Source organism: Delftia sp. ZNC0008 (assembly GCF_000799035.1).
Classification (GTDB): Bacteria; Pseudomonadota; Gammaproteobacteria; order Burkholderiales; family Burkholderiaceae_C; genus Comamonas; species Comamonas tsuruhatensis.
Genome location: NZ_JTKZ01000207.1, coordinates 214 through 20590, shown reverse-complemented (window position 1 = coordinate 20590; position 20377 = coordinate 214). Strand labels below are relative to the sequence as shown.

Sequence of the window (20377 nt, the reverse complement as noted above, 5' to 3'; positions counted from 1 at the left end):
CCTCGTCGCCGAATAAAAAGCGGGGCTCAGGGTAGCCCCGTTTTTTTAAGCCGAAATCCTGTAACGAATCGAACTGACATTGGAGAAATACGATGGCTGCAATTACCGCAAGCATGGTGGCTGAACTGCGCGCAAAGACTGACGCGCCCATGATGGAGTGCAAGAAGGCCCTGACCGAAGCCGAAGGCGACCTGGTCAAGGCGGAAGAGCTGCTGCGCGTCAAGCTCGGCACCAAGGCTGGCAAGGCTGCCTCGCGCGTGACCGCCGAAGGCGTGATCGCCGCCTTCATCAATGGCAACCAGGGTGCCATGATCGAAGTCAACAGCGAAACCGACTTCGTGTCCAAGAACGACAGCTTCATCGCGATGGCCAACGCCGCCGCCAAGCTGGTCGCCGAGCAAAACCCCGCCGACGTGGCCGCGCTGAGCGCACTGGCCTATGAGCAGGACGGCTTCGGTCCCACGCTGGAAGACGTGCGCAAGGGCCTGATCGGCAAGATCGGCGAAAACATGTCCTTCCGCCGCTTCAAGCGCTTCGAAGGCTCCAGCCTGGCTTCCTACCTGCACGGCTCGCGCATCGGTGTGGTCGTCGAGTTCGACGGCGATGCCACGGCTGCCAAGGATGTCGCCATGCACGTGGCCGCCATGAAGCCCGTGTCCGTGACCAGCGCCGACGTGCCCGCCGAGCTGATCGAGAAGGAGCGTACCGTTGCTGCCGCCAAGGCTGCCGAGTCCGGCAAGCCTGCCGACATCGTCGCCAAGATGGTCGAAGGCTCGGTGCAGAAGTACCTGAAGGAAGTCTCGCTGGCCGACCAAGTCTTCGTGAAGGCTGCCGACGGCAAGCAGACCGTGGCCCAGATGCTCAAGGCCGCCAACACCAACGTCAAGGGCTTCACCCTGTACGTGGTCGGCGAAGGCATTGAAAAGAAGGTCGACGACTTCGCTGCCGAAGTGGCTGCCCAGGTGGCTGCCGCCAAGGCCGGCGCCTGATCCTTCCGGGCGACCGAACCGTTCCCTTCACCATCCATCATCATCCACCACTTCGGAGAAACACCATGACCCACGCCACACCGGCCCACAAGCGCATCCTGCTCAAGCTGTCCGGTGAGGCACTCATGGGGGATGACTCGTTCGGCATCAACCGTGCGACCATCGAGCGCATGGTTTCCGAAATTGCCGAGGTCACCAAGGTTGGTGTCCAGGTGGCGGTGGTGATCGGTGGGGGGAACATCTTCCGCGGCGTGGCTGGCGGCTCGGTCGGCATGGACCGTGCCACCGCCGACTACATGGGCATGCTGGCCACGGTCATGAATGCCCTGGCCCTGGCCGATGCCATGGACAAGCAGGGGCTGACAGCCCGCGTGATGTCGGCCATTGCCATCGAGCAGGTCGTGGAGCCCTATGTGCGCCCCAAGGCCCTGCAGTACCTCGAGGAGGGCAAGGTGGTGGTGTTCGCTGCCGGCACCGGCAACCCGTTCTTCACGACCGACACGGCCGCCGCGCTGCGTGGCGCTGAAATCGGCGCCGAGGTGGTGCTCAAGGCCACCAAGGTCGACGGTGTCTACACCGACGACCCGATGAAGAACCCCGACGCGACCCGCTACCACAAGCTGGCTTTCGACGAGGCCATCTCGCGCAACCTGGGCATCATGGACGCCACCGCCTTTGCGCTGTGCCGCGATCAGAAGCTGCCGATTCGGGTGTTCTCCATCGTCAAGCCCGGCGCGCTCAAGCGCGTGGTCATGGGCGAGGACGAGGGCACGCTGGTGTACGCTTGAGTGTTTTGATACCGCGTTACACAGCTCTTCAAGGAACAAGAACATGACGATTGCAGACATCAAGAAGACCACCGAGTCCAAGATGGGCCAGTCCATCGAAGCGCTCAAGAACAATCTTGCGCGCGTGCGCACCGGTCGTGCCAATCCATCGCTGCTGGACTCCATCCATGTGGAGTACTACGGCTCCATGGTGCCGCTGTCCCAGGTGGCCAACGTCACCCTGCTTGACGCGCGCACCATCAGCGTCCAGCCCTGGGAAAAGAGTATGTCGGCCAAGGTGGAGAAGGCCATCCGCGAAAGCGATCTGGGCCTGAACCCCGCCTCGCTGGGCGACCTGATCCGCGTGCCCATGCCTCCCATGAGCGAGGAGCGCCGCAAGGAAATGACCAAGCTGGCGCGCAATGAAGGCGAAGCTTCCAAGGTCGCCGTGCGCAACCTGCGCCGCGATGCCAACGAAGCCGTCAAGAAGCTGGTCAAGGACAAGGAAGCCTCGGAAGACGATCAAAAGCGTTGCGAAGCCGATGTCCAGAAGATGACCGACAAGCACATCGCCGAGATCGATACGCTGGTGGCGGCCAAGGAACAAGACATCATGGCGGTCTGAGGCTTCTTGCCTCATTTGCCTCAGGGTCCGTACCTTTGACCAAACAAGACTCCGGCGCGGTGCCGCGCCATATTGCCGTCATCATGGACGGCAATGGACGCTGGGCCAATCGCCGCTTTCTGCCGCGACTGGCCGGCCACAAGCAGGGCGTGGAATCACTGCGCCGCTGCGCCCGCGCCTGCGTCCAGCGCGGCGTGCAGGTCCTGACCGTCTTCGCTTTCTCTTCCGAGAACTGGAACCGTCCCGAAGAGGAGGTTTCCGGTCTCATGGGCCTGCTGGCCAACGCACTTGCCAAGGAAGTGCAGCAACTGAGCCGCGACGGCGTGCGCCTGCATTTCATCGGTGACCGCAGCGGCCTGGGCGAGAAAGTGTGCGCGGGCCTTGCGCAGGCCGAGACCGTCACTGCGCACAACAATCGCCTGGTTCTCAACGTCTGCTTCAACTACGGCGGACGCTGGGACATTGCACAGGCAGCTGCCCGGCTGGCAGAGAAGGGCGAGCCCATCACCCCGCAGAGCCTGGACCGCGCGCTCGCGCTGGCCCATGTGCCCGACCCGGATCTGCTGATCCGTACCGGCGGGGAAATGCGCATCAGCAACTTCCTGCTGTGGCAGGCTGCGTATTCCGAGCTTTTCTTCAGTGACAGCTTGTGGCCTGATTTCGATGAGGCCTGCCTGGACGAGGCCATCGCGGCTTTCGCTTCACGCGAGCGGCGCTTCGGCCAGACTTCCGCGCAAGTACAACAATCACAACCGACGTCGTCCCATCCGCAGACGTCCTGAACAAGGGGGAGCCATGCTCAAGCAGCGAGTCATCACCGCCCTGATCCTGCTGGCCATCCTGTTGCCTGCGCTGTTCTATCCCACGGGTATTCCGTTCGCCGTGGTGGTGCTCGTGCTCATGGCGGCAGGTGCCTGGGAATGGGGGCGTCTCAACGGCTTTGGCACCGCGGGCGCCATCGGCATAGGCGCCATCTGCACGGCGATGTGCCTGGGCGCCTGGGCTGCCGGCTGGCTGGAGCGTCCCCTGTCTGCGCTTTGGATTGTTGCCGGTGCTGCCTGGGTGCTGGGTGGCGGGGCGCTGCTGCGTGCCGGCGTGGCTGGCTGGCCGCGCATTGCTGCGCCTGTGCGCCTGGTCGGCGGAGTGCTGGCCTTGTGGCTGGCCTGGGTCGCCGTGGTGCAGGCGCGCATGATGGGCATCAACTTCCTGCTGTCGGTGCTGGTGCTGGTCTGGGTGGCCGACGTGTTCGCGTATTTCGCAGGACGGACCCTGGGCCTGAAATTCACCAAATCCAAGCTGGCTCCCACGATCAGCCCCGGCAAGAGCTGGGAAGGCGTATGGGGCGGCATGGCAGGCGTTGTGGTGCTGGCCTTGGTCTGGGTCTGGGCTGACCGCCACTACGCGGTGGCCGTGCCCAGTTTCTATTCATTGCTGCTGGCGCGCGGGGCTTGGTTCCTGCTGCTGGCGGTTGTTTTCATGGCCGCGATGAGCGTGGTCGGCGACCTGGTCGAATCCCTGGTCAAGCGCAGCGTCGGCGTCAAGGACAGCAGTGGCCTGCTGCCCGGTCATGGCGGCGTCCTCGACCGAGTCGATGCCCTGCTGCCGACCCTGCCGCTGGCCCTGATGCTTTCCTCTTTCGCGCATTCATGAAGCAGAAAATCACCGTCCTGGGCTCCACAGGCTCCATCGGTACCAATACGCTGGATGTGGTGGCGCGCCACCGCGATCACTACGAAGTCTTTGCGCTCAGCGCGGCCACGCAGGTGGACCTGATGCTGCGCCAGTGTGCCGAATTCAAGCCCCGCTACGCCGTCATGGCCAGCGCGCCGCATGCAAGGCTGCTGGCTGAGCAGCTGCGCAGCAATGGATTGGCCACCGAAGTGCTGCAGTCGCCTGACGCGCTGGAGCAGATCGCCTCGCATCCTGAAGCCGATGCCGTCATGGCGGCCATCGTCGGTGCGGCGGGCCTGGCGCCTTGCCTGGCCGCCGCACGCGCCGGCAAGCGCCTGCTGCTGGCCAACAAGGAGGCGCTGGTGGTTGGCGGTGCACTGTTCATGGACACCGTCAAGCGCCACGGCGCAACACTGCTGCCCATAGACAGTGAGCACTCGGCCATCTTCCAGTGCCTGCCCGAAGACCGCACCAGCTGGCCCGATCGCGTGGACAGTCTGCTGCTCACAGCCTCGGGCGGGCCTTTTCGCCTGCGCGATCCGTCCACCCTGTCCGAGATCACGCCGGAGCAGGCCTGCGCGCACCCGAATTTCTCCATGGGGCGCAAGATCTCCGTGGACTCGGCCACCATGATGAACAAGGCGCTGGAGGTGATCGAGGCCCGCTGGCTGTTCGACATGGGGCCTGACAAGATCAAGGTCGTCATCCATCCGCAGCAGATCGTGCACTCCATGGTGCAGTTCAAGGATGCTTCGGTGCTCGCGCAACTGGGTACGCCCGACATGCGCGTGCCCATCGCCTGCGGCCTGGCCTGGCCCCGCCGCATCGCCAGCGGTGCGGCGCCCCTGGATTTCGCCAAGCTGTCTGCCCTGACCTTCGAGGAGGCGGATGCCGTGCGCTTTCCGGGCCTGCACCTTTCCTGGCAGGCGCTGCACGCCAGCGAGGGAACCACGGCGGTTCTCAACGCTTCCAACGAAGTCGCCGTTGCCGCCTTCCTGGAGCGGCGCCTGGCATTTGACCGTATCCACGCTGTGAATTTGCGCACGCTCGAGACCTTGCTGCCGCCTACACTGGGCAGTCTGGAAGACCTGCTGGCCCTGGACGCGCAGGCGCGCGAAATCGCGCAGACCGTGGCGCGGCAGTGGCAGCTGTGATGCCGGCTTCGCAGGTCAGGAGGGTTTTCTTGATGGGCCTGCGGCGGAATCCAGAGGCGCATTGGATTCAAAGGAGTATCAATTGTTGCTGACCGTTGTCGCATTCGTGGTCGCACTGGGCTTGCTGATTGCCGTGCATGAGTGGGGCCACTACCGCGTCGCCGTGGCTTGCGGCGTGAAGGTGCTTCGCTTTTCCGTCGGATTCGGCCGCCCCATCCTGCGATGGAAGCGCAAGGGTTCGGACACGGAATTTGTCATCGGTGCACTGCCCCTTGGCGGCTATGTGCGCATGCTCGATGAGCGTGAGGGCGAGGTGCCTGCCGACCAACGCCATCTGGCATTCAACACCCAGCCGCTGCGTGCGCGTGCAGCCATCGTGGCCGCAGGCCCCGTGGCCAATCTCGTGCTGGCCATTGCGCTGCTGGCCATCGTCAATTGGGTCGGCATGCAGGAGCCCGTTGCACGGCTGGCAACACCGCCAGCAGGCACGGTGCTGCAAATGGCGGGTGTTCAAGGCGGCGATCGCGTTTTGCGCATGGCTTTGGGTGACCAGGAATGGGAAGAGGTCCGCTCCATCAATGATCTGCGCTGGACGCTGACCCGTGCAGCGCTCGATGACGAGTCCGTGCGCATGGAGGTGCTCCAGGCCCGCCGCACCGCCCCGTCCGAACTGCGCCTCGCGCTGGCTGGTCAGGTTCAGGGCGAGCCCGATGCCGCCTTCTTCGAGCGCCTGGGCTTGCTTGGTCCCTGGACGCAGCCCGTGCTGGACAAGGTGATTGCCGGTGGTGCCGCCGAGAAGGCGGGCCTGCGCCCGGGCGATCTGGTTTTGCGCGTGGGTGGCACCTCGGTGGACGATGGCACGCAGCTGCGCAATCTCATCCGCAAGATGGGCGCATCGGGCCAGGTCCAGCAGCAGATCTGGCTGGTGGAGCGCGAGGGGCGGCAGTTGCAGATCCCGGTGCTGCCCGACCTGGGCCGATCGGAAGACGGCAAGGAAAGCATCGCCCGCATCGGCGCCTACATCGGCAGCGCCCCGGAAATGGCGCTGGTGCAGCGCGGTCCGCTGGAGGGCCTGTGGGCCGGCGTGCAGCGCACCTGGGAGCTGTCGTCGCTGACACTGCGCATGATGGGCCGCATGGTGATCGGCGAGGCCTCGCTCAAGAACATCAGCGGGCCCCTGACCATTGCCGACTACGCGGGGCGTTCGGCCAGCATGGGCCTGGTCCAATATCTCTCGTTCCTGGCGCTGATCAGCATCAGCCTGGGGGTTCTCAACTTGCTCCCCCTGCCGGTGCTCGATGGTGGGCACCTGATGTATTATCTTTGGGAGGGCGTGACTGGCCGAAGCGTGTCGGAAGTCTGGGCCGGACGCTTGCAGCGTGCAGGCGTGGCGGTTTTGATGATGATGATGTCCGTCGCCTTTTTCAACGATATCAACCGGCTTTGGGGCTAACTTTTCAGCCGTTTTCGGCAAGCCGCAGCGGCGGCAAATCCATTCATGACTAAACGTATCAATCGCCTGGGCGTGCGCGCTGCATCGACCCTGGCTGCCATGGTTTTGGCTGCCAATGCAGCCTGGGCACTGGAGCCCTTCCGCGTACAGGACATCCGCATCGAAGGTCTTCAGCGCGTGGAGCCGGGCACGGTCTTCGCTTCCATCCCCCTGCGCGTGGGAGACCAGTATGACGACGACAAGGGCGCAGCCGCCATCCGCTCGCTGTTCGCACTGGGCCTGTTCAAGGACATCCGCCTGGAAGCCAACGGCAACGTGCTCGTCGTCGTGGTCGAAGAACGCCCGACCATCGCCGAAGTGAACTTCGCCGGCACCAAGGAATTCGACAAGGAAACCCTGCAAAAGGCCATGCGCGATGTGGGCCTGGCCGAGGGGCGTCCGTTCGACAAGGCACTTGCCGACCGCGCGGAGCAGGAGCTCAAGCGCCAGTACATCAACCGCAGCCTGTATGGCGCCGAAGTCGTCACGACGGTCACGCCCATCGAGCGCAACCGCGTCAACCTGACCTTCACGGTGACCGAAGGTGATCCCGCCCGTATCAACGAGATCCATATCGTCGGTAACAAGGCCTTCAGCGAATCCACGCTCAAGGACCTTTTTGACCAGGACACCGGCAACTGGATGAGCTGGTACACCAAGTCGGACCGCTATGCGCGCAACAAGCTCAACGCCGACCTGGAAACGCTGCGCTCCTACTACCTGCAGCGTGGCTACCTGGAATTCCGCGTGGACTCCACCCAGGTGGCGATCTCGCCCGACAAGCAGACCATCTCGCTGACCCTGAACATCCATGAAGGCGAGCGTTTCGTGGTCTCCGGCGTCAAGCTGGAAGGCAACTACCTGGACCGCGACGACGAATTCAAGTCCCTGGTCAAGATCAAGCCCGGCGAGCCCTACAACGCCGATCAGGTCACGGCAACGACCAAGGCCTTCACCGAGCACTTCGGCAACTTCGGCTTTGCCTTCGCGCGCGTCGAGGCCGTGCCGGACATCGACCGTGCGACCAACCGGGTGGCCCTGGTGCTGCACGCCGAGCCTTCTCGCCGCGCCTATGTGCGACGCATCAATCTCAGCGGCAACAACCGCACGCGCGACGAAGTGATCCGCCGCGAATTCCGCCAGTACGAGGCTTCCTGGTACGACGGCGACAAGATTCGCCTGTCGCGCGACCGGGTGGACCGTCTGGGCTTCTTCACAGAAGTCAACGTCGAAACCCAGGAAGTGCCGGGTTCGCCTGATCAGGTGGATCTGGTCATCTCGGTGGCTGAAAAGCCCACCGGCTCGCTGCAGCTGGGCGCTGGTTTTTCCAGCGCTGAAAAGGTTTCGCTGTCCTTCGGCATCAAGCAGGAAAACGTGTTCGGCTCAGGCAACTACCTGGGCGTGGACGTGAACACCAGCAAGTATCGCCGCACCATGGTGCTGTCCACCACGGACCCGTACTTCACGGACACCGGCATCTCGCGCACCTACGACCTGTACTACCGCACTGACCGTCCCTACTACGACGATGCGGCCTACAAGATCGTCACCTCGGGCGGCAGCGTCCGCTTTGGCGTTCCCTTCAGCGAGATCGACACCGTTTACTTCGGCGGCGGCGTGGAGCGCTCCGAAATCAAGCCCGGCACCTACCTGCCCCAGGCGTACAAGGACTATGCCGACAAGTACGGCTACTCCAACACCGGCATACCACTGACCCTGGGCTGGTCACGCGACAGCCGTGACAGCGCGCTGGCGCCCAACTCCGGTCTCTACCAGCGCCTGAACACCGAGTGGTCGGTGGGTGGCGAGGCCCGCTATGTGCGAGCCAACTACCAGATCCAGCAGTACATCCCTCTGAGCAAGAAGTACACGCTGGCACTGAACGGTGAACTGGGCTACGGCAAGGGCCTCAATGGCCGTCCGTTCCCGCTGTTCAAGAACTTCTTCTCGGGTGGCCTGGGCTCGGTGCGTGGCTTCGAGCAGGGCTCGCTGGGTCCGCGCGACACCAAGGAAAACCTGGCGCTTGGCGGCTCCAAGAAGGTGACATTGAACGCCGAGTTCATGGTTCCGTTCCCTGGTGCCGGCAATGACAGGACTTTGCGTCTTTTTACATTCCTCGATGTGGGCAATGTCTACGGAGCCAACGAGAACTTCGATCTCGGAGAGCTGCGGGCATCCACGGGCCTGGGCATCAGCTGGATTTCCCCGCTGGGTCCCCTGCGCCTGGCCTTTGCTCAACCCATCCGCAAGCAGACCGGGGATAAAATCCAGCGACTGCAATTCCAAATCGGAACCTCTTTCTAATGAAATCTCTATCTAGCCATTTTTCCCTGGCTGTGCTGCTTGGCGCCATGGCCGTTTCCGCACACGCCCAGGAGTTCAAGGCCGGCTTTGTGAATACGGATCGCATCTTCCGTGAAGCATCGACTGCCAAGGCTGCGCAGTCCAAGCTGGAGCAGGAATTCTCCAAGCGTGAGAAGGAGCTGATTGACCAGGGCAACTCGCTCAAGAGCGCTTCGGAGAAGTTCGAGCGTGAAGCTCCCACCATGGCCGAAAGCCAGCGCGTCTCGCGCCAGCGCCAGCTGGTGGATCAGGACCGCGAGTTCCAGCGCAAGCGCCGTGAGTTCCAGGAAGACCTGAACTCCCGCAAGAACGAAGAACTGGCCCAGGTGCTGGAACGCGCCAACAAGGTGGTCAAGCAAGTGGCCGAATCCGAGAAGTACGACGTCATCCTTCAGGAAGCCGTCTACATCAACCCCAAGTACGACATCACTGACAAGGTGATCAAGGCGCTGAACGGCGGCGGCAAGTAAGCCAGCTGTCCAGGGCTGCATGCCGTGAGCGTATTGTTGGGCCAGATCCTCGATGCACTCGGTGGCGAGTTGGTCGGTGGCGAAAGGGAGATGTCCATCTCCCGCATCGCACCGCTGGACTCTGCCGGGGCCGGGGATCTCAGTTTTCTGAGCAACCCCCGCTACCGCCAGCAACTGGCCGCCTCCGAGGCGGCCTGCGTTATTGTGGCGCCCGCCATGCGCGAGCTGGCGCAGCAGCGGGGTGCCTGCATCGTGGTCCCTGATCCGTATGCGTATTTCGCCAGGGCTACGCAGTGGTGGAAGCGAAACTGCAGGCCCGTGGCGCCGGCCGGTATCCATCCGAGCGCCGTGGTGCACGAGAGCGCCATCGTTGATGCATCGGCCACCATTGGCCCGCTGTGCGTGGTCGAGGAGGGCGCCACGATCGGTGCCCACACCGTGCTCAAGTCGCGCGTCACCATTGGCGAGAACTGCCATGTGGGCGCGCGCTGTCTGCTGCATTCCGGCGTAGTGCTGGGGGCGGACGGCTTTGGGTTCGCGCCCGAGAACGGCGCATGGGTGAAGATCGAGCAGCTCGGCGGCGTGCGGATCGGCGACGATGTGGAAATCGGCGCCAATACCTGCATAGACCGGGGTGCGCTGGACGACACGGTGATCGAGGATGGGGTCAAGCTCGACAACCTGATCCAGATCGGTCACAACGTGCACGTCGGCAGGCATACGGCCATGGCCGGCTGCGTGGGGGTGGCCGGCAGCGCGCGCATTGGCGCGCATTGCACCGTGGGAGGCGGGGCCATCGTGCTGGGCCATCTGCAGCTGGCTGACCGGGTGCATATTTCGGCAGCGACGGTAGTGACCCGTTCGCTGACACAATCAGGTGTTTACACGGGCATGTTTCCCGTGGATGAAAACGCCAAATGGGAAAAAAATGCTGCGACGCTGAAGCAGCTGCACTCCATGCGCGATCGCATCAAGGCCCTGGAGCGGCAACTGCAGCAATCGGCGGATCAAGGCCATAACGGAACGCAATGATGGATATTCACGCAATTCTCAAGCAACTGCCCCACCGCTACCCCTTCCTGCTGGTGGACAAGGTCACGGAGCTTGAGCGCAATACACGCATCAAGGCGATCAAGAACGTCACGTTCAACGAGCCCTATTTCATGGGCCATTTCCCGGGCCGCCCTGTCATGCCTGGCGTGCTCATCCTGGAGGCGCTGGCGCAGGCGGCCGGCCTTCTGGCCTTCGATGCGATGGGCCAGGTTCCGGATGAGAACAACATCTACTACTTCGTGGGCATCGACGGGGCGCGCTTCAAGCGTCCCGTGGAGCCGGGCGACCAGCTGGTGCTGGAGATCACCATCGACCGTGTGCGCGGCGGCATCTGGAAGTTCAAGGGCGTGGCCCGCGTCGAGGACGAAGTGGCCTGCGAAGCCGAGCTGATGTGCACCATGCGCAACGTGGGCTGACGGGCGCATGGCTGGCATTGAACGCATCCATCCCACGGCACTGATAGATTCCGCTGCGCAGCTGGATTCGTCGGTGTCGGTCGGCGCCTATGCCGTCATCGGACCGCATGTGGAAATCGGCGCCGGCACCACCATCGGCGCGCATTGCGTTGTCGAAGGCCATACCCGCATTGGCTGCGACAACCGGATTTTCCAGTTCGCGTCCCTGGGCGCGCAGCCCCAGGACAAGAAGTACGCAGGCGAGCCTACCCGGCTGGTTATCGGCGATCGCAATACGGTGCGGGAGTTTTGCACCTTCAACACCGGTACCGTGCAGGACCAGGGCGTCACGGCCATCGGCGACGACAACTGGATCATGGCCTATGTGCATGTGGCCCATGACTGCGTTGTCGGCAGCCACACCATCCTGGCCAACAACGCTACCCTGGCCGGCCACGTGCACGTGGGCGACCATGTCATCCTGGGGGGCCTGACGGGCGTGCACCAGTTCACCAAGGTGGGTGCCCATGCCATGGCCGGCTTTGCCAGCCATATCTCGCAGGATGTACCGCCCTTCATGATGGTGGATGGCAATCCGCTGGCCGTGCGCGGCTTCAATATCGAAGGATTGCGCCGTCGCGGCTTCGGGCCGCAGCGCATTCAGGCCGTCAAGCAGATGCACCGTCTGCTGTACCGCCAGGGACTGACCCTTGAAGCTGCGCGAGAAGCCATTGCTTCGCTGGAGGGTGAACTGCCCGAGGCCGCGGCCGATGTATCGCTGATGCTGGATTTCCTGGCGGCTTCGACCCGGGGCATTGCGCGCTGATCTGGCGCGCGAAAGGACGGCATGACAGAGAACGCGGCGCCATCGGCGCGCCTGAGTCCATCGATTGCCATGGTCGCCGGAGAAACCTCTGGCGACCTGCTGGCGTCCTTGCTCCTGGGGGGGCTGCAGTCCCGCTGGCCAGAGGCCTCGGCCTTTGGCATCGGCGGGCTGCAGATGCAGCAGCGCGGCTTTGAAGCCTGGTGGTCCAGCGAGCGCTTGGCCGTGCATGGATACAGCTGGGAAGTGTTTCGCCGGCTGGCCGAGATTCTGAATATCCGACGCCAGCTGCGTCAGCGACTGCTCCAGCAGCGGCCGGCCGTCTTTGTCGGCATCGACGCGCCGGACTTCAACCTGGGGCTGGAAACCGATCTGCGTGCTGCGGGCATCAAGACCGTGCATTTCGTCTGTCCTTCGATCTGGGCCTGGCGTGCCGATCGCGTCGACAAGATCCGCCGCGCGGCCGATCATGTCCTGTGCATCTTCCCCTTTGAGCCCGAGTTGCTGGCCCGCCATGGCATAGACGCGACCTACGTGGGCCATCCCCTGGCCAGCGTGATTCCGCTGCAGCCCGACCGCGCAGCTGCGCGCCGCCGGTTAGGGCTGCCCGAAGATGGTCTGGTGCTGGCCGTGCTGCCCGGCAGTCGGCGCTCTGAAATACGTTACCTGGCTGCCCGCTTCTTTCAGGCGGCAGCTTTGGTTCGGAAGGCGCTGCCAGCTATTAAAATAGTAGTGCCTGCTGTGCCTTCGCAATTCGACGAGCTGCAGCGCATTGCCGCGCAAGCCGGCATGGCTTCGTCGCTGCACATCGTGCGCGGCCAGTCCCATGACGCATTGGCAGCCTGTGACGTGACGCTGATAGCCAGCGGCACGGCCACGCTGGAAGCCGCCTTGTACAAGCGGCCCATGGTGATCGGCTACAACATGCACCCGTGGAGCTGGCGTCTGATGCGTGGCAAGCAGCTGCAGCCCTGGGTGGGCCTGCCCAACATCCTGTGCGGCGATTTCGTCGTGCCCGAGCTGATCCAGGATGCGGCAACGCCCCAGGCGCTGAGCGCGGCCGTGCTGCAATGGCTGCAGGCCTGCGAGCATTCCCCTTCAACCGTCGAAGCGCTGGTACAGCGCTTCACAGCGCTGCACCATGAATTGCGGCGCGATACTGCCGAACTGGCCGCCCATGCGATCGAGAAAATCATTGCCCCCACTGCCGCCTGAACAGGCGTGCCTGCCCTGGCATCCGCCGGGGTTGGTTGCGGGCGTGGACGAAGCGGGCCGCGGCCCGTTGGCCGGCCCCGTGGTGGCCGCCGCTGTCATTCTTGACGATCTCCATCCCATCGATGGCCTGAACGATTCCAAGAAGCTCACGGCTGCGCGCCGCGAGGCACTCTATGACGAGATCCGTGCCAAGGCGCTGTGCTGCAGCATTGCCGAGGCCTCGGTCGAAGAGATCGATCGCCTGAACATCCTGCAGGCCACGCTGCTGGCCATGCGCCGCGCGGTGCTGGGCCTGCGATTGAAGCCGGTACTGGTTCTGGTGGATGGCAACCAGTTGCCCGTGCTGGATGTGCAGGCTGAGGCCATCGTCAAGGGCGATGCCCTGGTGCAGTCCATCTCGGCGGCCTCCATTCTTGCCAAGGTCACGCGGGATCGGTGGTGCCAGCGCCTGCATGAGCAATACCCGGAATACGGCTTCGACGGCCACAAGGGCTATGGCACGGCGGCCCATCTTGCCGCGCTGCGCCTGCATGGCGCCTGCCAGGAGCACCGACGAACCTTCGCGCCCGTGGCCCATGTCGTGAGCATTGCCCGCAGGGCCGAGCCGCTGGCAGCCGCCCGCGTGGCCGCTGCGGCGCAGGGCGCGCAGGCCTTGCTGCTGTCGGCCTGAGCGCCTTCGCTTTCTGCGCCCGTGGCGCTGTTCTTCGCTGTTCTCTTTGCCCGGAAGCCTTGCCATGAGCCGACAACCTGCCGCTACATCGATCCAGTCCCGTGACAACGCCCTGGTCAAGGATTTGCGAAGGCTTGCCCAGGACAGCGGGGCCTACCGCAAACAAGGACGTGTCTGGCTGGAGGGGGACCATCTGTGCCGTGCTGCCCTGGCGCGCGGCATGCAGCCCGCCGTGGCCGTGGTGGCCGAGTCCTTCTGGCCTCAGGTGCCGCTGGAGTGGGTGCAGGGCGCAGGCAAGTGCGTGGTGCTGTCCGATGCCGTGTTTGCCGAGGTCAGCGGACTGGAGTCTCCGGCGCGCATCGGCTTTCTGATGGACTGGCATGCGTCGGCGGCCGTGCGTGCCGGCGTGGCCACCGTGGTGCTCGACCGTGTGCAGGACGCAGGCAACGTGGGCTCCATTCTTCGCAGTGCGGCCGCTTTCGGCTTCGGCCAGATCGTGGCCTTGAAGGGCACGGCTGCGCTGTGGAGCCAGAAGGTGCTGCGCGCCGGAATGGGCGCGCATTTCGGGCTGCACCTGGTGGAGTCGGCGTCACCCGAGGACCTGAATGCGCTTGGCTTGCCCCTGATCGTGACCAGCTCCCATCAAGGTGAACTGATCCAGAGCGCCGCTCTGCCCTGGCCGTGCGCCTGGGCCATGGGCCATGAAGGGCAGGGCGTTGGCGAGGCGCTGATGCAGCAGGCGGCGCAGCATGTGCGCATCGGCCAGCCGGGTGGTGAAGAGTCTCTGAACGTGGCTGCGGCAGCGGCGATATGCCTGCACGCAAGCAGCGTGAGTGCCGGCTCACGTCAAGGGTAATCCCGCCTCCTGTCAGGAGGCTGAAGCGCGACCAGCCTATAATGGGCGGCTTTCAAGCATTCCACAATACGCCTAGCGACGCTTCCTCGCCACCCCCTGCAGACAAGCTGTAAACCGCACGGACCCGTCCGTGCGGCACGCTGGGCGTAACCGTAATTAGAACCGGAGAACCCAGTGCTTTTGTCTCTCAAGGGAGCATTCCCATCCGCCATCCTGGCGCTCGCAGACGGCACGGTCTTTGTTGGCAACTCGATCGGTGCGCAAGGCACCACGGTTGGTGAAGTCGTTTTCAACACGGCGATCACCGGCTACCAGGAAATCCTCACCGACCCCAGCTACTGCCAGCAGATCGTGACGCTCACGTATCCGCACATAGGCAACTACGGCGTCAACGCAGAGGATGTCGAGGCTGGCAAGGTCCATGCGGCGGGCCTGATCATCAAGAACCTTCCGCTGCTGGCCAGCAACTTCCGCAAGTCCGAGACCCTGCCCGACTACCTGACGCGCAGCGGCACGGTGGCGATTGCCAACATCGACACGCGCAAGCTCACACGGCTGCTGCGCGACAAGGGCGCACAAAACGGCGCCATCGTCGGTTTGGCCGCTGGCGAAGAAGTGACCCAGGCGCGCATCGACGAGGCACTGGCTGCGGCCAAGGCGGCCCCCAGCATGAAGGGCCTAGATCTGGCCCAGGTGGTGAGCGCCGCCCAGCAGTACGAATGGACGGAAACCGAGTGGAAGCTGGGCGAAGGCTACGGCCAGCAGCAGGCCCCGCGTTTCCATGTGGTGGCCTATGACTTCGGCGTGAAGTTCAACATCCTGCGCATGCTGGCCGAGCGCGGCTGCAAGCTGACCGTGGTGCCGGCCAAGACGCCCGCCAAGGATGTGCTGGCACTCAACCCCGACGGCGTTTTCCTGTCCAACGGCCCTGGCGACCCAGAGCCCTGCGACTACGCCATTGCCGCGACCAAGGAACTGGTGGAGTCCGGCAAGCCCGTCTTCGGCATCTGCCTGGGTCACCAGATCATGGCCCTGGCCGCTGGCGCCAAGACCTTCAAGATGGCCAACAGCCACCACGGCGCCAACCACCCCGTCAAGGACCTGGACAACGGCCGCGTGAGCATCACCAGCCAGAACCACGGGTTTGCGGTGGAGATGGAGTCCCTGCCCGACACGCTGCGCGCCACGCACATCAGCCTGTTCGACGGCACGCTGCAAGGCCTTGAGCACAAGGACAAGCCTGCGTTCTGCTTCCAGGGCCACCCCGAGGCTTCGCCCGGCCCGCACGATATCGCCTACCTGTTTGACCGCTTCACGGCGCTGATGGAGAAACACAAAAATGCCTAAGCGCACCGACCTCAAAAGCATTCTGATCATTGGCGCCGGTCCCATCGTCATCGGCCAGGCCTGCGAGTTTGACTACTCCGGCGTGCAGGCCTGCAAGGCGTTGCGCGAAGAGGGCTACAAGGTCATCCTGATCAACAGCAACCCTGCCACGATCATGACCGACCCGGCCACGGCCGACGTCACCTACATCGAGCCCATCACCTGGCAGACGGTCGAGAAGATCATCGCCAAGGAGCGTCCCGACGCCATCCTGCCGACCATGGGCGGCCAGACCGCGCTGAACTGCGCGCTGGACCTGTGGCGCAACGGCGTGCTGCACAAGTACAAGGTCGAGCTGATCGGCGCCACGCCCGAGGCCATCGACAAGGCCGAGGACCGCCTCAAGTTCAAGGATGCGATGACGCGCATCGGCCTGGGTTCGGCACGCTCGGGCATCGCCCATTCGATGGACGAAGCCTGGGCCGTGCAAAAGGAGATGGGCTTTCCCACCGTCATCCGCCCCAGCTTCACGCTGGGCGGCACGGGCGGCGGCATTGCCTACAACCCCGAAGAGTTCGAGACCATCTGCAAGCGCGGCCTGGAAGCGTCGCCGACCAATGAGCTGCTGATCGAGGAATCGCTGCTCGGCTGGAAGGAGTACGAGATGGAAGTCGTCCGCGACAAGGCGGACAACTGCATCATCATCTGCTCCATCGAGAACCTGGACCCCATGGGCGTGCACACCGGCGACTCGATCACCGTGGCGCCCGCGCAGACGCTGACCGACAAGGAATACCAGATCATGCGCAACGCCTCGCTGGCGGTGCTGCGCGAGATCGGTGTGGACACGGGTGGCTCCAACGTGCAGTTCTCGGTGAATCCGAAGGACGGCCGCATGATCGTCATCGAGATGAACCCGCGCGTGTCGCGCTCCTCGGCGCTGGCCTCCAAGGCCACGGGCTTCCCCATCGCCAAGGTCGCTGCCAAGCTGGCCGTGGGCTACACGCTGGACGAACTCAAGAACGACATCACGGGCGGCAAGACGCCTGCGTCGTTCGAGCCCTCGATCGACTACGTGGTCACCAAGATCCCGCGTTTCGCATTCGAGAAGTTCCCGGCTGCCGACAACCGCCTGACCACGCAGATGAAGTCCGTGGGCGAGGTCATGGCCATTGGCCGCACCTTCCAGGAGTCTTTCCAGAAGGCGCTGCGCGGCCTGGAAGTCGGCGTGGACGGCATGAACGAAAAGACCCAGGACCGCGAGATCCTCGAAAAGGAACTCGGCGAACCAGGTCCGGACCGCATCTGGTATGTGGGTGACGCCTTTGCTGCCGGCTGGACGCTGGATGAAGTGCACAACATCACCAAGATCGACAAGTGGTTCCTCGTGCAGATCGAAGAGATCGTCAAGATCGAACTCGAACTGGACAAGGTCTACGAGGAAAAGGGCGATGCCGCGCTGGCTGCACTGGACGCCACCACGCTGCGCACGCTCAAGCAAAAGGGCTTCTCCGACCGCCGCCTTGCCAAGCTGCTGCACAGCACCGACAAGGCCGTGCGCGAGGCGCGAAAGGCACTGGGCGTGCGCCCCGTGTTCAAGCGCGTGGACACCTGCGCTGCCGAGTTCGCCACCGACACGGCCTACATGTACTCCACCTATGACGAGGAGTGCGAAGCCGAGCCGACGGACAAGAAAAAGATCATGGTGCTGGGCGGTGGCCCGAACCGCATCGGCCAGGGCATCGAGTTCGACTACTGCTGCGTGCATGCCGCGCTCGCCATGCGTGAGGACGGCTATGAAACCATCATGGTCAACTGCAACCCCGAAACCGTGTCCACCGACTACGACACCTCGGACCGCCTGTATTTCGAGCCGCTGACGCTGGAAGACGTGCTCGAAGTCGTGGCTGTCGAGAAGCCGGTCGGCGTCATCGTGCAGTACGGCGGCCAGACGCCCTTGAAGCTCGCCCTGGGCCTGGAAAAGGAAGGCGTGCCCATCATCGGCACCACGCCCGACATGATCGACGCGGCCGAAGACCGCGAGCGCTTCCAGAAGCTGCTGCATGAGCTGGGCCTGCGCCAGCCGCCCAATGCCACGGCCCGCACCGAGCCCGAAGCGCTGGAAAAGGCGGCCGGCCTGGGCTACCCCCTGGTCGTGCGTCCCAGCTATGTGCTGGGTGGCCGTGCCATGGAAATCGTGCATGAGCAGCGCGACCTGGAGCGCTACATGCGCGAAGCCGTCAAGGTCAGCAATGACTCGCCCGTGCTGCTGGACCACTTCCTGTCCAACGCCATCGAGTGCGATGTGGACTGCGTGCGTGACCGCGAAGGCGCCGTCTTCATCGGCGGCGTGATGGAGCACATCGAGCAGGCCGGCGTGCATTCGGGCGATTCCGCCTGCTCGCTGCCGCCTTACTACCTCAAGCCCGAGACCGTGGCCGAGATCAAGCGCCAGACGGCTGCCATGGCCAACGCGCTGAGCGTGGTCGGCCTGATGAACGTGCAGTTCGCCATCAAGGAAACGGCCGATGGCGACGTGATCTACGTGCTGGAAGTCAATCCGCGTGCCTCGCGCACCGTGCCCTTCGTCTCCAAGGCCACGGGCATCCAGCTGGCCAAGGTGGCTGCGCGCTGCATGGCCGGCGACACGCTGGCCCAGCAAGGCATCACCAAGGAAGTCACGCCGCCGTACTTCAGCGTCAAGGAAGCCGTCTTCCCGTTCGTGAAGTTCCCGGGCGTGGACACCATCCTCGGCCCCGAGATGAAGTCCACCGGCGAAGTCATGGGCGTGGGCAAGACCTTTGGCGAAGCCTTCGTCAAGAGCCAGCTGGGCGCCGGCGTGGCACTGCCCACCCAGGGCAAGGTCTTCCTGACCGTGAAGAACGCCGACAAGCCGCGCGCCGTGGCCGTGGCCAAGGAACTGGCTGCCATGGGCTTCGTGCTGTGCGCCACGCGCGGCACGGCGGCGGCCATCTCCGAGGCAGGTATCGAGGTGCAGCTCGTCAACAAGGTGACCGAGGGCCGCCCCCACATCGTGGACATGATCAAGAACGGCGAGATCGCCATGGTCATCAACACGGTGGAAGAGCGCCGCAACGCCATCGCCGACTCGCGCGCCATCCGTACCAGCGCCCTGCTGGCGCGCGTGACCACCTTCACCACCATCTTCGGTGCCGAAGCCGCCGTCGAAGGCATGAAGTCCATGGGCAACATGGATGTGCACTCCGTCCAGGAGCTGCACGCCCAGCTGCAAACGGCCTGATCCTTCCGCGCTGCCGTCCCTCGTTTCTGACGAGGTGCAGCCGGCGGCACTGTCCGACAGTGCCGCCGGGTTTTCCCACCGAAGCTGGTGGTCAAACGCGGCATAATGGACCACATGACTTGATGAAACCGCCGCGCGGCAACGTGCGGCGGTTTGCTTTTGGGGCGCAGGCCCTGCCGCCATACTGCCGGCCCGCCTGTGCCAAAGAAGCCGCGCAACGCGCGGCGTTTGCTGCACATGGAGACTTTTCAATGGCCACCATTCCCATCACCAAGCGCGGAGCCGAGAAACTCAAGGACGAGCTGCACCGTCTGAAGACCGTGGAGCGTCCTTCCATCATCCAGGCCATCGCCGAGGCCCGTGCCCAGGGCGACCTGAGCGAAAACGCCGAGTACGAGGCCGCCAAGGACCGCCAAGGCTTCATCGAGGGCCGCATTGCCGAGGTAGAGAGCAAGCTGTCCGCAGCCCAGATCATTGATCCCTCCGCCGTGGATGCTGGCGGCCGCGTGGTCTTCGGTGCAACGGTTGAACTCGAAGACGAAGACAGCGGCGACACGGTCAAGTACCAGATCGTCGGCGAGGACGAGGCCGATCTCAAGCTGGGCCTGATCAATGTCTCCAGCCCCATTGCACGCGCGCTGATCGGCAAGGAAGAAGGCGATACCGCTGTCGTGCAGGCACCGGGCGGCGAGCGCCGCTATGAAGTGGTGTCGGTGCGCTACCTCTGATGCGTCGGTGCCTGTGCCTCGATCGTTGAGGAAGGCCTAAGCCCATGAGCAACCTGTACGAGCGCGTTCCCCTGCTGGCTGCTGCCCTGTGGTGGGGCAGCCTGTCGGCCATCGGCTTCATGGCCGTGCCCATGCTGTTCGCCCACTTGCCCACGCCGGCTGTCGCGGGCTTCATGGCTGCCAAGCTGTTTGCCGCGCAGACCTGGGTGTCCATCGCCTGCGCGGCCGTGCTGCTGGTCCTGTCCCGGCGCAGCAAGGAGTCGGTCCTGCAGCCCTGGGCCAAGGCCTGCCTGGGCTTTGTGATCGCAGGCATGCTGCTGGCATTTGTCGTCCAGTACGGCGTGTCGCCGCGCATCGTTGCACGCGACAACCTCAAGCTGTGGCACAGCGTGGGCACGGTGATGTATGCGCTGCAGTGGCTGTGTGCGCTTGTCGTGCTGTGGCGCATAGGCCGTTCGTCTCAAGCGAACACCCGGGCCACGGCCTGATCCCGGTCCTGCCGGTTCGGCACCATGCCAAACAAAAACGCCCGCAAGCG

19 protein-coding genes are annotated in these 20377 nt (G+C 64.1%); all 19 read left to right on the top strand.

Going from position 1 to position 20377, the window contains the following annotated elements; genetic code table 11:
• Positions 1-92 precede the first annotated feature (92 nt).
• The 19 genes from tsf (at position 93) to L995_RS06730 (ending at position 20327) form a co-directional block, all read left to right on the top strand.
• The gene (gene tsf / locus L995_RS06820; RefSeq protein WP_016447489.1) at positions 93-989 is read left to right on the top strand and encodes a translation elongation factor Ts; all 897 of its coding nucleotides are present in this window, start codon (positions 93-95) and stop codon (positions 987-989) included.
• A gap of 65 nt (positions 990-1054) precedes the next feature.
• The gene (gene pyrH, locus L995_RS06815) at positions 1055-1777 is read left to right on the top strand and encodes a UMP kinase (protein WP_016447488.1); all 723 of its coding nucleotides are present in this window, start codon (positions 1055-1057) and stop codon (positions 1775-1777) included.
• 43 nt (positions 1778-1820) lie between these two features.
• The gene (frr, locus tag L995_RS06810) at positions 1821-2381 is read left to right on the top strand and encodes a ribosome recycling factor (protein WP_016447487.1); all 561 of its coding nucleotides are present in this window, start codon (positions 1821-1823) and stop codon (positions 2379-2381) included.
• 35 nt (positions 2382-2416) lie between these two features.
• On the top strand, positions 2417-3163 hold the full coding sequence (gene uppS / locus L995_RS06805) for a polyprenyl diphosphate synthase (protein ID WP_043792021.1): 747 nt from the start codon (positions 2417-2419) through the stop codon (positions 3161-3163).
• A gap of 13 nt (positions 3164-3176) precedes the next feature.
• Complete coding sequence (locus L995_RS06800) at positions 3177-4031, top strand: phosphatidate cytidylyltransferase (protein ID WP_016447485.1); 855 nt, start codon at positions 3177-3179, stop codon at positions 4029-4031.
• A complete protein-coding gene (gene ispC / locus L995_RS06795) occupies positions 4028-5206 on the top strand; it encodes a 1-deoxy-D-xylulose-5-phosphate reductoisomerase (RefSeq protein ID WP_047470471.1) in 1179 nt (392 codons plus the stop codon). The genes L995_RS06800 and ispC overlap by 4 nt, the downstream gene beginning before the upstream one ends.
• Positions 5207-5288: 82 nt before the next feature.
• A complete protein-coding gene (gene rseP, locus L995_RS06790; protein ID WP_047470468.1) occupies positions 5289-6659 on the top strand; it encodes an RIP metalloprotease RseP in 1371 nt (456 codons plus the stop codon).
• Positions 6660-6704: 45 nt separating this feature from the next.
• On the top strand, positions 6705-9002 hold the full coding sequence (gene bamA, locus L995_RS06785; RefSeq protein ID WP_016447482.1) for an outer membrane protein assembly factor BamA: 2298 nt from the start codon (positions 6705-6707) through the stop codon (positions 9000-9002).
• Entirely contained in the window at positions 9002-9511 is a 510-nt protein-coding gene (locus L995_RS06780) for an OmpH family outer membrane protein (protein ID WP_016447481.1), read from the top strand. The genes bamA and L995_RS06780 overlap by 1 nt, the downstream gene beginning before the upstream one ends.
• A gap of 24 nt (positions 9512-9535) precedes the next feature.
• On the top strand, positions 9536-10543 hold the full coding sequence (lpxD, locus tag L995_RS06775; protein WP_016451336.1) for a UDP-3-O-(3-hydroxymyristoyl)glucosamine N-acyltransferase: 1008 nt from the start codon (positions 9536-9538) through the stop codon (positions 10541-10543).
• Positions 10540-10980: a 3-hydroxyacyl-ACP dehydratase FabZ gene (fabZ, locus tag L995_RS06770; protein ID WP_012206736.1), complete on the top strand. Its 441-nt coding sequence runs from the start codon at positions 10540-10542 to the stop codon at positions 10978-10980. The genes lpxD and fabZ overlap by 4 nt, the downstream gene beginning before the upstream one ends.
• Positions 10981-10987: 7 nt before the next feature.
• The gene (lpxA, locus tag L995_RS06765; protein ID WP_017404505.1) at positions 10988-11785 is read left to right on the top strand and encodes an acyl-ACP--UDP-N-acetylglucosamine O-acyltransferase; all 798 of its coding nucleotides are present in this window, start codon (positions 10988-10990) and stop codon (positions 11783-11785) included.
• A 21-nt stretch (positions 11786-11806) separates the two neighbouring features.
• Positions 11807-12997, top strand: coding sequence for a lipid-A-disaccharide synthase (gene lpxB / locus L995_RS06760; RefSeq protein WP_016447478.1), 1191 nt, complete (start codon positions 11807-11809; stop codon positions 12995-12997).
• A complete protein-coding gene (gene rnhB / locus L995_RS06755) occupies positions 12960-13667 on the top strand; it encodes a ribonuclease HII (RefSeq protein ID WP_047470463.1) in 708 nt (235 codons plus the stop codon). The genes lpxB and rnhB overlap by 38 nt, the downstream gene beginning before the upstream one ends.
• Before the next feature lie 64 nt (positions 13668-13731).
• Positions 13732-14523 (top strand): TrmH family RNA methyltransferase, encoded by a 792-nt coding sequence (locus tag L995_RS06750; protein WP_047470460.1) that lies wholly within the window; start codon positions 13732-13734, stop codon positions 14521-14523.
• A gap of 174 nt (positions 14524-14697) precedes the next feature.
• Entirely contained in the window at positions 14698-15870 is a 1173-nt protein-coding gene (gene carA, locus L995_RS06745) for a glutamine-hydrolyzing carbamoyl-phosphate synthase small subunit (RefSeq protein WP_016447475.1), read from the top strand.
• Entirely contained in the window at positions 15863-19111 is a 3249-nt protein-coding gene (gene carB, locus L995_RS06740; RefSeq protein ID WP_016447474.1) for a carbamoyl-phosphate synthase large subunit, read from the top strand. Before carA ends, carB begins: the two co-directional genes overlap by 8 nt.
• Positions 19112-19362: 251 nt before the next feature.
• Positions 19363-19839: a transcription elongation factor GreA gene (gene greA / locus L995_RS06735; protein WP_016447473.1), complete on the top strand. Its 477-nt coding sequence runs from the start codon at positions 19363-19365 to the stop codon at positions 19837-19839.
• Between the two features lie 44 nt (positions 19840-19883).
• On the top strand, positions 19884-20327 hold the full coding sequence (locus tag L995_RS06730) for a DUF4149 domain-containing protein (protein ID WP_016447472.1): 444 nt from the start codon (positions 19884-19886) through the stop codon (positions 20325-20327).
• The last annotated feature ends 50 nt before the right edge of the window (positions 20328-20377 follow it).